This is a genomic window from Agrobacterium sp. 5Ca50, assembly GCF_055381905.1.
In genome coordinates this window covers 1,383,319-1,399,046 of sequence record NZ_AP026438.1, presented here as the reverse complement: position 1 = coordinate 1,399,046, position 15,728 = coordinate 1,383,319, and the positions used below count along the sequence as shown (strand labels likewise).

Here is a 15,728-nt window from a genome sequence, read left to right as displayed (position 1 = left end):
ACAAGGTCTGCATTGAAGCGGCCGGCACACAAGAGCTGTTTTTCCGCACACCATATGCGCATCACCAGACAACAGCCCATTGTTTTCAAGGTCTTGCACTTTTTTAGGCAAGGCATTACCACAACCTTGAATTGGGGACTGGCGGCATGGAAGAACTGGCATATCAAATAATGTCGCTGGGAGAGACCGGCACCTATATGCTGGTCTGGGCAATATTCGCTGCCTCGGCTGGGCTTGCGGTCGCGGCGACCAAACTCGAATGGAAGCTGCACAGAGCCCCCTATTTTCTGTCGCTTGGTTTTACGTTTGTTTTGATGGCCGGCAGCGTTTCGATCCTGACTGATTTGCCGACTGCGATACGGGACGGCTATTCCGGGCAAATAATTGGCAGCTATTTCGTGTGTACCGCGCTGGCTGGCGGGTTGCTTGGCATATTTTCAGCGGCACGCGCGAATGACGCCTATGACACGAGGAACCTGTGGTTTCTCTCTGTTATTCCTATTGCGAACCTCTTTCTTCTGTCCGCCAAATCCATGACCCCGAAAAAGACTGGCTCAGGCGGGTTTATTGCGAATGCTGCCATCGTTTTCATCGGGCTTGTGTTATTTTCCACCGGCAGAACCATGGAAAAGCACCTCTCGGAGGTTGCTAGCCAGACCGCCGAGACTGGCACGACAGCCAATAATACTGGCATGACAGTCAAAAAGACTGCCCAGAAGCAACCCGCAGTCCAAAACATTGACAGTACAAATGATACTAGCAGCGACGCCGCCAAGGACGCAGCGAGTGACACGGTTGATAAGCCTGTCAGCAACACTGTTAGCAACAGTGGCAGCAACGGGCAGGCAGGCAGATTCGACTTCGAACCAATGCTGAAACAGATTGTGCTGCAAACCCCAGTGCCACAGCAACTCAGTGATCTCATGACGTTAATACGCATGGAGGCCGAGGCCGATCGGCTGATATCTGTTTATGAGATATCGAGCACCGACTTCACGCTGAGTGAAAGCGTCATGGATTTTCAGATGTTCAACACCTGTAGTTCGACAAGCCCAACATTGCTTTTTGAATTGGGCCTGACGAGGACGAACGTGTTTGTAGACACCGAGGGCAAGGCCCTGGGAGAGGTATCTGCCAATCCCGCATTGTGCGAGGAATGGAGCACATCCTTCGACAAGAGAATGGAGGAAAAAGCTGCGGACGAAACACGGCAACTGTCCGGGAACCAGCAAACGACGGGCGATGGCGTAACCTTAACCCACGCCACTTACCACGATAAGACATATATCAAACATTTCACCGTGCCCGCCAATCTGTCTGAGAAAACGAGACGGGACATGGAGAAAAACTGGTGCCAGACACCTTACGTCAAGGCCATGCTGTCGATCGGCTTGACGTTGCGGCTGGTTTCAACGTTAGAAGACAGCAAGCCCGCTGGCGACGTCGTGATCAGCAAGGCGACCTGCGATCAAGTTTAGCGTATCAAACTGATGTTTTGCTGTATGCAACCCTGACATCACGAGGCACGCTTGGTTCGATTTATCAAGATAATGTTTCTGCTGCTCTGTCTCGCGGTGTTTGCTGTCATTGCGCTATTTGGCCCTAAATTTTGGCGTCTGAACGAACACATCTCCCTGTGTAGCGATGACTATGATCCACGCTACATCAGCGACCCGATCGAACGCGAAAAGGTTTGCAAGGCGCTGGATGAAGATATCTAAGACCTGCACCTTTGAGGCCGTGTTCAGGCCGGCGTCGGCCGGTGCCAGCGTGGCTACGTTTTGAGGTTACCGCCAACAATGCCATTTGCGCGGCAAAAAACCTTTAAGTGTAGCGACCAACATCATGCCCGCATGAAGTTTAGACGCTAACCCTATTCTTTAGTATGTGCCAATTTGGCACATATTATTCGTGCAATTTGGCCGATAAACCGCTATGATTCTGGTTAATACTGGCGGGAGGAGGATTTCGCCAGATATTGACATTGGGGCGAGGAGAGATATTGACGGCACAGCATCACAATGCTGCCGGAGATATCAGAAAAGATAAGCAAATGCGGTTACAGGTCTACATTATTGCAACCCTGTCCTGCCTCCTGTTCTGGGGCGGTGTTTATCACGTATCACGTGATGTCTACCGCGCAGCGCACACGGCTGGCGTTATCCCCAACCTGCACATCAAGTACAAGATCGGGCAGATTGGCAATTACGTCTGACAGCAAGGCTTGCGGCTGTCCCCATCAGGCCCGTTTTCAGCGGGTCACGATTTCATTTGGCACGTTTGCGTTTTTGCCTGACTGGAGCCCTTTCCCGGTTTTGAACTGTCTATTTCCCACGATGTCAGCGTGCCAACCATTGCGCTTGTAAGCATGGGCCAACAAAAGAGGTTGGTCCATGGCTTCAGTCGTTTCTATTTGCAATCTTGCCCTTTCCAATGTGGGCAAAGACAACATCAATGACTTAACGGAAAAGAGCGCGGAAGCCCGCGCCTGCAACCAGTTTTATACGCAGACACGCGATATGCTGTTGCAATCCTACCCCTGGAAGGCGGCGCGAAAGACGCTTTCTTTGGGCGAGATAACCAATGTCAAACCGGGCGTTTGGCAACACGCCTATATGCGGCCTTCCGACTGCCTGCAGGTGTGCTGGATAAGGCCGGTTTACGCGGCAGATGACGGCGCGCCGGATATGGCCTTTGCCGGTGCGCACCATGAGCGCGAAGCGCAGTATCCTTACGAGATTGAGGGTGACACGCTGTATTGCAATTTGTCGCCCTGCCTTTTGCGCTACACCTCCCGCCTGACGGACCCGACACGGTTTTCGCCGCTGTTCATCGAGGCGCTTTCCTGGCACCTGGCGGTGCGACTGGCGATGCCGTTGACGCGCGACCCCAAGATCCGCGCTGATGCGCTGACCATTGCCAGAACCATGCAGGCGGCGGCCGAACAGGCTGATGTCAACCAGGTGCGCCAGACATCCGACACGTCTACCGATTTCCTGACGGTGCGCAACCATGGCTGATTTACGCGCCTATCAACCCTCGTTCACCGGCGGTGAGCTTTCCCCTGCCCTTGGCGCCCGCAACGATCTGGCCAAATATACCAGCGGCCTTCGCACGGCACTGAATGTATTTGTGCACCCGCATGGCGGCGTGTCCAACCGGGCCGGATTTGAGTTCGTGCACGAAATACGCGACAGCGCAAAATCGGCGCGGCTGATCAAATTCCAGTTCAATACCGAACAGACCTATGTCCTGGAATTTGGCCACACCTACATACGGATTTTCCGCGACGGTGGTCTCATTCTCTCCGGTGCGACCCCGTATGAAGTAGTGACGACCTACACATCGGCCGAGGTGAAGGATCTGGTATTCGTTCAGGAAGCCGATGTTCTCTACCTGTGCCATGTCGACCACCCGGTGCGAAAACTTGGCCGCCTTGCGGACGATAACTGGACTCTGACACCGGTTGAGTTCAAGCCGCTGATCAATGCGCCAGCAGGCGCAATTACCGTGACGGCACCGGGCAATACGGCAGGCAAGACCGGCTATGTGGCGACCACCTATCGTTACGTGGTGTCCGCCGTGGCAGACAGCGGTGAGGAAAGCCTGCCTTCCACCTCCGGTTCTGTGGTCAACGACCTGTCACTGCAAGGTGGCATAAACCGCGTGGCCTGGACCGCTGTGCCCAAAGCAGTGCGTTACATCGTGTACCGCAACGACAATGGTGTGTATGGCTATATTGGTGGCACGACCGGTGTTTCTTTTGATGATGAAAACATCACGCCCGATCTTTCCGACACGCCCCAGTCCGGTCGAAACCCGTTTAACGAGGCTGGCAGCTACCCGCGCTGCGTGACCTTTATCGAACAGCGGCTGGCCTTTGCCTCCACCAAAAATGATCCGCAGGCGGTGTGGCTCAGCCAATCGGCCAATTATGAGAATTTCGGCGTGTCGTCTCCGGCCAAGGCCAGCGATGCAGTGACCTTCCGTATTCGTGCACGGCAGGTCAACGAAATACGCTCGATGATTTCAGTGCGCGGTCTGCTGCTGTTGACCTCCGGTTCCGAATGGATCGTGACGGGCGGTTCTGCAGCCGATGCGATTTCGCCCTCTGCCTTGAAGCTCGATAACCAGGGATACCGTGGTGCGGCCCGTGTGCAGCCAATCGTCGTGGGCAACACTGTGTTGTTTGCGCAGCGGTTGGGCGGGGTCATCAGAGATTTTTCCTACGACTATACGCAGGACAGCTATGTGGGCAAGGATTTGACCATTCTGGCCCGCCACCTGTTCAAGGACCGGGAAATTGCCGCATGGGATTATGCCCAGGCACCGGATTCCATTGTGTGGGTGGTACTGGATGACGGTGCGCTGGTTTCCCTGACCTATATGAAGGAACAGGATGTATGGGCCTGGACACGGCATGAAAGCGGCGCTCACGGCGACGCCCATTTTGAAGATGTGACTGTCATTGAGGAAAACGGCGAAGACGTTCCCTATTTCATTGTACGCCGGACCATCAATGGCCAGACAAAACGTTACATAGAACGACTGCATTCCCGTTCCTTCAGCGGTGTGGAAGACGCGTTTTTCGTTGATTGCGGCCTGACCTACAGCGGTGCGCCAACGCAGACGATAAGCGGACTTTCCCATCTGGAAGGACAGCAGGTGGTGGCGCTTGCCGACGGCAATGTGGTGCGCAACCTGGCCGTGGCAGGTGGAACAGTGAGATTGCAGAACGCCGCCGCCAAGGTGCATATTGGCCTGCCGATGACGGCAGCGATTGAAACGCTGGATCTGGACCTTGGACAGGTGCAGGGCCTTGGCACCGTGCAGGGCCGCGCCAAGACGGTGAGTGAAGTGACAATGCGTGTGGAAAATACACGCGGCATATTCACCGGGCCGGAAGATGGTGACCGCAACAGCGACAAGCTGGTGGAATACAAACAACGCCGTGACGAGGCCTGGAACGAGGCCATTCAGCTTTACACCGGCGATGTGCGCATTACCCCCTATTGGGATTGGAATAACAGCGGCAGCCTGTGGGTGAAGCAGTTTGACCCGTTGCCCATGACCATTCTTGCCTTGATGCCGGACGTGACCCTTGGCCGCTAATGTCGAGATAGTCCAGGCTGCACCCTGCCATGTCGCCAGCATTGCCGCACGTATGCGACAGGCAGACCGTGATGAGGTTTTTGCCGCATCCGGCCACACACCGCTTGCCGCCCTCTCCTTTTCCTACCGGAAATCCTCCTGCTGCTGGACAGCACTTTTCGACGGCAAACCGGAGGTAATGGGCGGCGTAGGCGACATCAACATTCTGGCCGGTGTTGGCGCACCCTGGCTGCTGGGCACCGACGCGGTGGAGCAAAATTTCCGCGCCTTTCTGCGCATTTCCAGCGGTTGGCCAAACCAACTGTTGCAGCGTTATTCCGTGCTGAGAAACTTTGTGGATGCCCGCAACACGGTTTCCATTCGCTGGCTGGAATGGCTGGGTTTCCGGCTGCTCGAGCCGGTCGACATTGGCGGGCATCAATTCCGGCTTTTCGAAATGGAGGCAGCCGATGTGTGATCTTGGACTGACGTTGATGATCGGGTCCACCCTGATGGGTGCCGCCGGACAAATTCAACAATCAAAGGCAACTGCGGCAGCGAGCAACTACAACGCCCAGATTGCGGAAATGAATGCGAAAATTTCCGACAAACAGGCAAAGGACGCGCTGGAGCGCGGCAAGCAGGAAGAGCAGCAGAAACGCATGCAGACCGCGCAGCTTGCGGGCCGCCAGCGTGCCGCGATGGCCGCCAATGGCGTTGACCTGACCTTCGGCTCTCCGCTCGACACGATTATCGACACCGCAAAAATGGGTGAGATCGATGCGCTGAACATTCGCACCAATGCCCATCGCGAGGCCTATGCCTACAACATGCAGGCAACCAACCAGCGCGCCGGCGCAACACTGGACCGCATGCGCGCCAGCGCCGCCAAGAAGGAAGGTTTCCTGTCTGCCGGCGGCACCATTCTGGGCGGCAGCAGTGATGCCTACAAACACGCCGTAAAAGTAGGTCTTATTAAGTGAGGTTTTAAATGCCGACCGTTCCTCTTTACCAGGACACACAACAGCGCGTTGCGCTTCGCCCCGAATATTCCGAAAACTTCACCACCCGCGCCGATGCCGATGCATTTGGTGCGGGCATTGGCCGTGGCATGCTGGCACTTGGCAAGGGTATGGGAACCGCCGCCACCAACCTCAATGAAGCCGCCCTTCGCCTGAAAAAGCTTGATGACGAGACCAGGGCAAAAGAGGCAATGACTGAATTTTCGAACTGGAACCGTAATGCCCTGCACGGTCCCGGTGGCTTTCTGTCGCTCACCGGCAAAGCGGCTATCGAAGCACGGCCGGCTTTTGAAAAGGAAGCCGAGAAGAAACATGGCGACATCAGCAAAGGATTGCCGCCGGGCGCACGCGCCATTTACCAGCAGGCTTCACAGGAGACACGGCGGGACACTGGAGGAACGGTAATCAACCATGCCCTTGACCAGCAGAAAACCGCCGTCATCGACGCGTTCGACGGCAGTATCGAAAGTCATATCAATGATGCGGTTGAAGACAGGCTGGTGCCCCGTAAACTCGAAATGAGACTGGGAAAGGTTGCGGATACAGTCGATAGAGCTGGCGCATTGCTGAACTGGGACAAGGAAACCATTGAGCGGAAAAAAGCGGAGTATCAGTCCGACGCGTTCACGAGGATCGTCACACGTATTGCTGAGACAGATCCGATCGCGGCGGAAAAATACATGCAGGACCACTCAGAACGCATTTTGGAAAAAGACAAAACTGCCCTGCAGGAGCGGATGAAACCCGCTGTGCTGAATGCAAAAGCAACACGCAACTCCGTCGACATTGCCAGCAGCGCACCGTTGCCACCAGACAGCCCCGCACTGCTTCGACCAACCACGGCAGTGGATTATCTGCGCTACACGTCGGGCCGCCATCTTGCACTCGAAGCGCTTGCCAACTTCAGCAAGAATGCAACGGGCAACGCGGCGCCAACCCCGTGGTCTGTCGATATCGTCAAGAATGTTCTTGGTTCGCCCCTGACAGATGGCGCGCAGGCCACTTCAGCCAAAACATTTCTGAACTTTGGCGTGGCGACCAACAGTCCGCGACCAGGCGATATCGTTGTCGTATCTGGCGAGAGTGGCTCTACCGAGGTCGGCTTTTTTCAGGGACATGACCGAAAAGGCAACATTCTGATGATTGCCGGACAAAGCGACCGACCCGGCCAGGTATTAACAAGGGTGACGAGTTCCCGAAGCCTGTTGGGGTTTCGTACGGCCCGCAATGTCGACGCCCGGCGGGTGGAGCTGCCAAATTATAATATGCCTGGAATTACCTATCTTGGCCAAAGTCTGGACGCGATTGGTGATGCCGAGGAGCGAGCCGCCACGGGCAAAACAATTGATACAAACTACACAACCGCGCAGAAAAACATTGATGATCGACGGGAAGACCTCATGCAATCTGCCATGGCACAGATTTCCGCAAACGACGGATTTGACCCTTTGAAAATGTCGCCGGAAGATCAATCTGTCATCGGTCCTCTTGGCATAAAATTGCTTCAGGAACACAGCGACACGGTACAGAAAAACGGGCAACCACGAACAGCCAGTCGCAGATTTTACGAATTGCAGCGTCAATTTGCGAATGACCCGTTGGAATTTGCACAGTCTGATCTGTTCAATGATCGTCGAAATCTCTCCAACGAAGACTGGGCAATCGTCACAAGCTGGAAAGAGTTGGCACGCACCGATCCGCAGAAAGCACGCGAGCATAGCCGCATTCTGGCGATTACGTTCAAGAGGCTTGAAGATGGGCGTTTTGTCAAAGCTCCGGCGCAGATGACGGAGCAAGACTACAAGGGTGTCACCGACTTTCAGCGGGAGCTTTATGGCTACGTTGCAGAGCTGGGGGCAGTAAACAAGGACAACATCAGCAAAAACAAAGACATCAAGACGTTTATGGATGACCTGTTGCGGCGAATGTATTTGGATAACACCAGGACGTAGCGCGCCTATTGGCTACAAATACCCGCTAATCCCCTACCCGGACGACACAACACGTCCCAACATTCAATGGCCTTGGACACCACTGTCCGAGGTCATTTAAAATGAGCGCTAATCATTCAGCATGCCCTGCATTGCCGCATAGGCACTGACGACAGTAAATATTGCGCCGGTAATCAGGCCAGCATCTGCCACGCCGCTCCGGTAGCGAATACACCGCGTGATAAGGAAGCCAACAAAACCGAAGAGAAAGAAAGCAATCGCCGAGCCTACCTGACTTCCCAGATACCTGCCCATGTTGGGATAATTGGCCGGAACATGTCCTACGACAACCATGACAACAAGTTGTGAGACAGCCGCCAACACAGCGAGTTTCAACAACACTCCGCGTCGTGCCGCTCTCCAATTTCTTTTTACTGTGATGTCTTCAGCCATATCACTCATCGATGCTTCCCCCATTTTTTGGCATTATTAAACAACGTACCTGTCGTTTCAGCGCAATTTCCATGATTTGCAATTGTCTATGCAATATTCAGGGAACAGTATTTTCCTATCCGCAGGACTTAACGTCACGCGAAGACGAGTAGCTGGCTGCGATTTCCAGAGAAACTTCTCCACTCTCATCACGAACGTTTCAGCAGGAAGTATTTCCCGGTAAGCAATTTGATCGCGGTAATCTCCAGTTACAAAAGGTCGATTGACATAAGTAATGCTGTAAATTTTGTCGTCATTTTCTGGTGCCAGAAGTCTGGCCGCTTTGGAGACAATACCGGATGCCCTGCCGTGGTAATTCTCGCTGATAAAATCAATGAAATCTGGATTTGAACCTATTTCCAACAGGGTGGTGTTGGCGTCCTGCACGGGATTAAACCGCTTGTAGGTGGACCATAGCGGCGGCGCACTGAGAATATAATGTGCACCCAGGAATGCCTTGTTATTCTGAAACTCCAGTTCGTACACTTCAGGCTTGCTGTCCGGCCCCTTGATGTCAGTGCACAATTTCGGTCGCGGCATTTCACCACACTGATACCAGCCGGCCAAAGACTTGACCTTGTCGTAACTGTCACCCGCACGCACGCCGTTCCAGAATTCTGGAGGTTTGTACCCTTCTGGCGGCACACCCGGCGCCGACTGCGCAAATGCCGGCGTCGCCAGCGCATAAATCAATAACGCAAACCAGCCCATAAAACTGCGCGCGACTGCCATACCCACCCCTTCGTCCCCACAACCATCACACCGGTAATCATGCCTCATTTAAACAGGAGAGGCATGTTTTGGAAAATAAGCCAGACACGGAAACGCAAGAGCAAAACACGCAAGCCGGCATTGGTCCAGTTACAGCTACGCAACCAGTGGACGAAAGTCCAGATGTCGTCGCGAGACAACGCGCGGAGCCACTAGAATATATCCAAGTAAGATACATCGACGGACGGCCGGTCTACTTCCAAAACGGACATGAAGACGAAAGTCCAGATGTCATAATGAGACAGCACAAGCTCGCACAAGACTATGCGCAAGTGACCGGAAAACAGCAACCGCCGCTCTACCTCCTGATTGGACATGAGGATGAATTTCAGTCCGAGCTAGACGAAGCGAGACGCGCCGCTATTCTAGCGTATGCGCCGGAGCTCAATAATTGGCGCAATGGAAATCTCGAGAAAGCAGTATTGATAGACGGCGATCTTCCAAACTATGCGGGTTGGGAGAAAGCTGTAGTTGACCTTTCCGCAATTGAAGACTCCGGATCTCGCGAGCCGACGGTATCTCCTCCCGCCACTTTTGGGCAGCACACTGGAGAGTTTTTTAAAGCATTGCCAGGCAACGCAACCTCTTCGACGGGAATGGTAGTTGAGTTGGCCGGGCAGGTATTAACTCCTGTTGACGACACTCAACGTATAGCTCTGGCAATAAGAATTGCCTTTGGTGCGTATCTTTCTGATGCAGAATACCAACGGCTGAGGGAAGACATTAAGCACCAAAGTGTTATTAACAAAGACTTTGCCCAGAACATGCTTTCTGAAGTCATTAGCGGCGGTGCCTCTCCAGAAGAAGTTCTTGAGTTATTTGGACCAAATTACAATTCCGGATTGAAGAAAGTATCGCAGTGGCTGCAGAGCACAGGCGCCTCGGTCCAAGATTACGGAGACAAACTTTTTCCAGCCGCTCCCGGCATGGAAGACAGTTTGGGACGAACACTCGGCGCAGCAGCCGGATCAATGCTGCCAGCCTTTATACTCACTGCCGTCAATCCCGTTGCTGGCGGCACATATGTTATCGCTGAATCAGGAGGTAAGAGGGTAAGCGCTGCCCGAAAAGCTGGACAAAGCGAGGAGATTCAATCTCAGGCTGCAGCGCTAGGCTTGGCAGTTGGTCCACTAAATCTCCTGTCCTTTGGGAAGTTCGCTGAGCCTTTCAAATCGAGATTTCCTTTTTTGGACAATGCATTCTTATCCCTTTTAGGAAAATCCACAGAGGAAGGCGCGAAAGAAGCTCTTTCGCAATTTTCACATAACGCCATTGAACATTTTCTCTACAATCCTGAGAAGGAACTTTCCGACGGCGTCGTGAAAAGTTTTATAACCAGCTTCGCACTTGCACCGCTGTTTAATTTAGCAAAGGCTGGTTCAAAGCGAGCAATGCCTGTGTCGAAGAGTGCTTTGAACCACCTGACACGCAGCATAGGGAAAGCACTTAAGGCGAAAAAAACAAGTTCAGTAATCGACGATATATCCACACTGGCATCGACTAATAAGCTGCGAGATAGCTCGCCCAGAGAGTTTGAAACCATTCTAGGACAGCATCTCAAAGGCAAGCCGCTTGAGACCATATATTTCAACGTAGAGAATATTTTTGACGCGCTCCAAACGAAGGATATTGATCCTTATTACTTCGTAGCGACATTGGGCATAAGCAGACAGCAACTGGACGCAGCTCGCAACAGCGGTGGCGACATAAAAGTTTTGACTGCCGTTTATGCGAGTAGAGTCGTATCTACACCAGAAGAAATATTGTTGAAGAGCCATATACGTTTTGCACCGGACGCATTTTCCACCGCGCAGGCGAAAGATTATCTAAAATATTTTGATCAGACACTAAATGATGGCCGGATAGACGTTAAAACAACAGACGCCGCCGCTAAATTCAATACAGAACGAAATTACCGTAGAACCCAAACCCTACTGCGCCGCAGCGAGCAATTTCCACCTGGCAAAAACTCAAAGGAAAATGTCGGTCGTGCTGGTGACAGCGTGGTGCAGGCGGTACAGGATGCGACGGGGTTTGACATTTCCAAAGCCAAACATTCTCTCAGCACCAAAACTATTCGTGACAGTCTCAACAACACAACACTTTCAGACACACAATTACCTGTCATGAAGGCAGATATTCAGGTAATCCCTGACATCATATCATCAGCCGACCGAATAGTTTCCGGTGCAGAGAATGCACTCGGTCAGCCAATTATTGGCTACATCAAACACATGTCCAATGGCGAGACGCTTTATCTGCAGCAGACGAAGACTGGCCCCAAGACATTTACCGTTGACGCACTGACTAGATATCCAGTTGGCGAGGATCTCGACGCTGTTTCACAAACGGTGCTGTCCGATGTGCGCGCCAAGAACGGTGACAACGTTAAATTGACGCCGGTCAAAAAAGGCGATGCACAACCACTGCCCAGTGAAGACGGCAAAGCCCATGCCCTGCCCCAGGAAAATGGTGATGTGCAACCCTTGCCGCAGAATAAAGCCGGAGGCAAACGCGCGTCCGCATCGGAAAGCCGATCTTTCGGAGCGTCGGGAGCCGGTGGCATCACGGCCTTCTCCAGCGCTGGTCTTGCAGGCGTAGTTGGCCAGTTCACCAATCATATCCGGGACATGGCCGACGAGGGTGAGCCGACGGCGGTGGCAGCCATGGCTCAGCTTAAAGACTGGTGGGGTCAAAGCGCAAAGAACGTTGCAGACGCTGGCGCACAAGCAGTTGATTACACCTCGCCTTCCACGGCCGATGGCACGACCGTTCTTGGAACAGTTTCGACCGACAGCACGACAAAAACGGCAGCTGTCGACAGCGCCATGCAAGCCCAGTTCAGCCGTGACTTTCAAACATATATGCTGGAGGGCAAGGTGCCCTCACCCGAACTTGCTGGCACATTTGAGAGCGCCCGCAAGTGGTTGACGACGGCTTACGCGACGAGCGCAGCTGTTAACGGGAAAACCAGCCCCGAGGTTGCCGAAGTGTTTAACCGCATGCTGGTCAGTGACGGGCAGCTTGAAATGGCGCGTCTGGACGCCGGCGAAAGTGGCCCGATCTTTTCTTCCGCAGAGGCCATGGGGCTTTCCAAGGCGGCATATGCCGATTTTACGGCGACACGCCAGCAGAGTGAGGACGAAGCAAGTGCCGAAATGCTGCAAAGCGTGATGCAGCCGGTGCGGCGTGAACAGGACACAGCCTACGCGCAAGAGAAGGCAACGGTGCGCACCCAGGTGGAGAAGCAGGTTAACACCGAAGGCCATTACCGGGCGACAGAATTGATGAGCAACCGCCGCTGGCTTGGCGATGGCGAGATGCCTGATCATCTTGCCGGTATTCGTTTTGACGAAGCGATGCTGGTTGCACACTATGGCGAAGGCATTCTGGGCCTGCTGCCGCGCGGCCGCCAGACCGTCTACACGGCAAAAGGTGGTCTTGACCCCGATGATGTCGCCAGCATTTTCGGGTACAGTTCCGGTGACGAATTGCTGCGTCTTATGGTGACCGTGCCGAGCCGCAACGACCGGATTGACAGCGAGACAGCGCGCATCATGCGCGAGCGCCATGGCGATCCGCTTTATGACGGCACCGCTGATCTGAAAGCCATGGACGCCATTCACAACGACCGCCGCGGGCAATGGCTGGAAACAGAGCTGAAAGCGGTTGGCCGTTTGTCCAACACGACACAAAACACGACCCTTAAAGAGGCACATGCATCTGCTATATCCATGATGTCGACCATGTCCGTGGCAGACGCGATGGAGAGCAGACGTTTTCTGGCTGCCGAGCGACGTGCGGCAGAGGAAGCGGAGCGTCTTGGTGTGCAGCTTTCTGCGGGATCAACGGTCGACCCAGCGACACCATTGACGACGCAGAATGGTGATGCCGCCGTTGACGCAGATATCTCAACTGGCACATCCGCTGATAAAAACGAGACTGCGAAAAAGCTCTACACCGCCAAAAAGCGACAGATTCTCAACCATGCGCTTTATGTCGAGAGCCGGAAGATCGCCCACGAAGTGGAGGAGATGGAAGGCTATGTTCAAAGCGTTGACACGCCGGCAAGGCGCGAACAGTTTGCCCTCGCATCATTCCACGATAATGGCCGCATAGACTACAACAGCGCCATGGACGACCTGCTTGGCCGTTACGACCTGAACGCGTCACAGGCCATGCAGGCCAGTGACCCGTTCGGGACCTGGTCAGGCACTCAGGCAGGTGCAACGGGTGGCTTGGACATATTTATTGAACAGATGAAGGGGGCAGGTCGTGAAAACGAGTTGGCAATAACCGACGAGGTTATATCCTCCACCATGCGCACACCGTACCAAAAACTGCAGCTGCAATCGCTTCGTGGCGTGGTCAACAGCATCCGTAACCTGCAACACATAGCAATGCGGGCCGGCAAGCTGGTGGATGCCGAGCAGACGCGCGACTTTGAACAGACCATTTCGGGCGTGTTGGGCGCCTTTACCCGCACACCAACGGGCGCTGAGCAGGCTATCGGAAACGGTACGGTGCCGGCCGCTGCAGATACTGGAGGTACCGCCGGCACTAAGCGTTATGAGCGCCCTCGCCCTTATCTTGACCCGGCCATGAATGCCAACCTTGTGCTACGCGATCTCGATGGATCAAAAAAAGCGGGCACCGTGCAAGCTGCCATCAAGGCACCTGTCGATGCCGCGTCTGGGCGATTACTGGCACGCAAACAAAAGGCCGCGAGTGATCTGGCCGCACTTTATGACGTCTACTCCCCCGCGGAGCGTCAGGACATGGGTAGGCGCCTGCATGTGCCGGCACTTGGAACGTCAATTTCCAAATGGGACATGATTGCCATTGCGCTGAACACCGGCACTGCGGAAAACCGCAGACAGCTGACACACGAAACCATTGCCGGGTCGTTCAGCGAGCAACAGGTTGTTTCCGTGCTGAAATACCTGGACGCACGTGACGCGGATTTTGTCCAATCCGTCTGGGATTATACCGCTTCGTTCAAGCCGGATATTGCTGCCCGCGAAAAACGGGTAACCGGCGTTACACCACAATGGGTGGAAGCAACGCCGGTTATGATTGGTGGCAAAAAACTGGCAGGTGGTTATTACCCGCTGCGCAACAACACAGATGATGTGTCACAGGCGCTTGTTGCCGGCAAGTTTGCCAAGGCGCATACCAGCGGCCTTCACGGCGGGCAGCAGCAAGGCCAGACGGCCATGCCGCTCGAGCTTGATATGTCCGTGCTGCACAGCCATGTCAACGAGTTGGTGCATGATCTGGAACTCAGTGAAGTCGTGGCAAATACTGGCCGCCTGCTGCGGGACGAGCGTATTCAGGCGGCCTTTATCCAGACCGGTCAAGGTACAGACCATGTGATGTTGCAGGGTTGGCTGCGCGATGCCGCGACCGGAGACACATCCGGCGCCGCGTTGCTGAGCGGTACGGCGCGTTTCGCAAAGAACAATGTTACCGCGGCTCGCCTTGCCACAGAACTCGGGTCATCAATGACACAGATGTCCGGTTTGTCCGAGGCCATGACCAGCATCGGTCAGCAGCAATTTTCCGTTAACCTGCAAACTGCCCTGCGGCCGGGCGTGATGCGCCGTGTGGCGGCGCTGTCACCCTACATGTCCAGCAGGCAAGGCACGTTCGAAAACTCCAGTATTGGCAGCAACACGCCGCTTGGTGGGCTTTCCAGCTGGGTGATGCAACGACTGAACTATCAGATGGTGGAAGTGCCGGTATGGCTGGCGGGATATCATCAAGGACTGGACACATATCGCCGCAACGAGGCCAAGGCCACAAGCCATGCCGACAGGCTGGTAAAAAAGCTGCAGACATCGCGTGATGGAAACCCCTCCGACAATGCGATGACCAGCCTCCAGGGACGAGAGATTGAAACCCTGCTGACCGCCCTTGGCGCGTTGATGACAGCCAAATCCGGCACGGGTGAAAACAGTATTACGCAAAGTAGAATGCCGGTCAGTAATGACGCTGCCGAGGGTATCGCTCTGGCTATTGATATTGCCGCTTTATTTCACATCGATGCCGTGTTGAAGGCTGTTGCGCACGGCAAGTCTCCAGCCGGTGATGCAGTATCAGCGCTCTCGATTGCCGAGACGATGCCGTTTTTCCGCGATGCGGAAAGTCTAAAAACTGGATCGCCACGCCGTGGCAAAGGACAGCGATCGAAGGGCAAGAATGGTACCAAAAGACTGGCAGGCATGGTCAGTGCGTCTGGTGTCCTCAACGACATTGATGCAGCCGGTTTGATGGCAACTCTCAACACGACTGGCCTGTCGTTTGGCCTGCCAGCGACACAGATCAGCCAGGTGGTGGAGGCACGCATGCCGCAGACAAAGGGCGGAGAAACCTCACTCATGCAGCTTCTGACCACCAGATCGGCCTGACAACCTTCTTG

Annotated in this window: 11 protein-coding genes; 9 read left to right on the top strand and 2 right to left on the bottom strand. The window is 54.3% G+C overall.

What is annotated here, in order from left to right:
* Positions 1 to 146: 146 nt before the first annotated feature.
* The 8 genes from ACZ5FM_RS06720 to ACZ5FM_RS06685 all read left to right on the top strand — a co-directional run bounded on the left by ACZ5FM_RS06720 (position 147) and on the right by ACZ5FM_RS06685 (position 8,065).
* Complete coding sequence (locus ACZ5FM_RS06720) at positions 147 to 1,478, top strand: hypothetical protein (RefSeq protein ID WP_464040087.1); 1,332 nt, start codon at positions 147 to 149, stop codon at positions 1,476 to 1,478.
* A gap of 51 nt (positions 1,479 to 1,529) precedes the next feature.
* Complete coding sequence (locus ACZ5FM_RS06715) at positions 1,530 to 1,721, top strand: hypothetical protein (RefSeq protein WP_464040086.1); 192 nt, start codon at positions 1,530 to 1,532, stop codon at positions 1,719 to 1,721.
* Between the two features lie 281 nt (positions 1,722 to 2,002).
* Positions 2,003 to 2,215: a hypothetical protein gene (locus ACZ5FM_RS06710; protein WP_192491286.1), complete on the top strand. Its 213-nt coding sequence runs from the start codon at positions 2,003 to 2,005 to the stop codon at positions 2,213 to 2,215.
* A gap of 178 nt (positions 2,216 to 2,393) precedes the next feature.
* The gene (locus ACZ5FM_RS06705; protein WP_464040085.1) at positions 2,394 to 3,020 is read left to right on the top strand and encodes a phage connector family protein; all 627 of its coding nucleotides are present in this window, start codon (positions 2,394 to 2,396) and stop codon (positions 3,018 to 3,020) included.
* Complete coding sequence (locus tag ACZ5FM_RS06700; RefSeq protein ID WP_464040084.1) at positions 3,013 to 5,112, top strand: phage tail protein; 2,100 nt, start codon at positions 3,013 to 3,015, stop codon at positions 5,110 to 5,112. Before ACZ5FM_RS06705 ends, ACZ5FM_RS06700 begins: the two co-directional genes overlap by 8 nt.
* The gene (locus tag ACZ5FM_RS06695) at positions 5,102 to 5,569 is read left to right on the top strand and encodes a hypothetical protein (RefSeq protein WP_192491283.1); all 468 of its coding nucleotides are present in this window, start codon (positions 5,102 to 5,104) and stop codon (positions 5,567 to 5,569) included. Before ACZ5FM_RS06700 ends, ACZ5FM_RS06695 begins: the two co-directional genes overlap by 11 nt.
* Entirely contained in the window at positions 5,562 to 6,074 is a 513-nt protein-coding gene (locus tag ACZ5FM_RS06690; protein ID WP_464040083.1) for a virion core protein, T7 gp14 family, read from the top strand. The genes ACZ5FM_RS06695 and ACZ5FM_RS06690 overlap by 8 nt, the downstream gene beginning before the upstream one ends.
* Positions 6,075 to 6,082: 8 nt before the next feature.
* Positions 6,083 to 8,065, top strand: a complete 1,983-nt coding sequence (locus tag ACZ5FM_RS06685; RefSeq protein ID WP_464040082.1) for a C40 family peptidase — start codon at positions 6,083 to 6,085, stop codon at positions 8,063 to 8,065.
* A gap of 108 nt (positions 8,066 to 8,173) precedes the next feature.
* On the opposite strand, the gene ACZ5FM_RS06680 is transcribed toward ACZ5FM_RS06685, so the two are convergent.
* Positions 8,174 to 8,506, bottom strand: coding sequence for a hypothetical protein (locus ACZ5FM_RS06680; protein ID WP_464040081.1), 333 nt, complete (start codon positions 8,504 to 8,506; stop codon positions 8,174 to 8,176).
* 48 nt (positions 8,507 to 8,554) lie between these two features.
* Positions 8,555 to 9,268, bottom strand: coding sequence for a hypothetical protein (locus ACZ5FM_RS06675; protein WP_464040080.1), 714 nt, complete (start codon positions 9,266 to 9,268; stop codon positions 8,555 to 8,557).
* 1,805 nt (positions 9,269 to 11,073) lie between these two features.
* On the opposite strand from ACZ5FM_RS06675, the gene ACZ5FM_RS06670 reads away from it, so the two are divergent.
* Positions 11,074 to 15,717 (top strand): PBECR3 domain-containing polyvalent protein, encoded by a 4,644-nt coding sequence (locus ACZ5FM_RS06670; protein ID WP_464040079.1) that lies wholly within the window; start codon positions 11,074 to 11,076, stop codon positions 15,715 to 15,717.
* Positions 15,718 to 15,728 lie beyond the last annotated feature (11 nt).

Excerpts from the sequence above, each read along its gene's own strand:
- ACZ5FM_RS06720 (WP_464040087.1), top strand. The coding sequence starts at position 147 with ATGGAAGAACTGGCATATCAAATAATGTCGCTGGGAGAGACCGGCACC.
- ACZ5FM_RS06705 (WP_464040085.1), top strand. The coding sequence starts at position 2,394 with ATGGCTTCAGTCGTTTCTATTTGCAATCTTGCCCTTTCCAATGTGGGC.
- ACZ5FM_RS06700 (WP_464040084.1), top strand. The coding sequence starts at position 3,013 with ATGGCTGATTTACGCGCCTATCAACCCTCGTTCACCGGCGGTGAGCTT.
- ACZ5FM_RS06690 (WP_464040083.1), top strand. The coding sequence starts at position 5,562 with ATGTGTGATCTTGGACTGACGTTGATGATCGGGTCCACCCTGATGGGT.
- ACZ5FM_RS06685 (WP_464040082.1), top strand. The coding sequence starts at position 6,083 with ATGCCGACCGTTCCTCTTTACCAGGACACACAACAGCGCGTTGCGCTT.
- ACZ5FM_RS06680 (WP_464040081.1), bottom strand. The coding sequence starts at position 8,506 with ATGAGTGATATGGCTGAAGACATCACAGTAAAAAGAAATTGGAGAGCG.
- ACZ5FM_RS06675 (WP_464040080.1), bottom strand. The coding sequence starts at position 9,268 with ATGGCAGTCGCGCGCAGTTTTATGGGCTGGTTTGCGTTATTGATTTAT.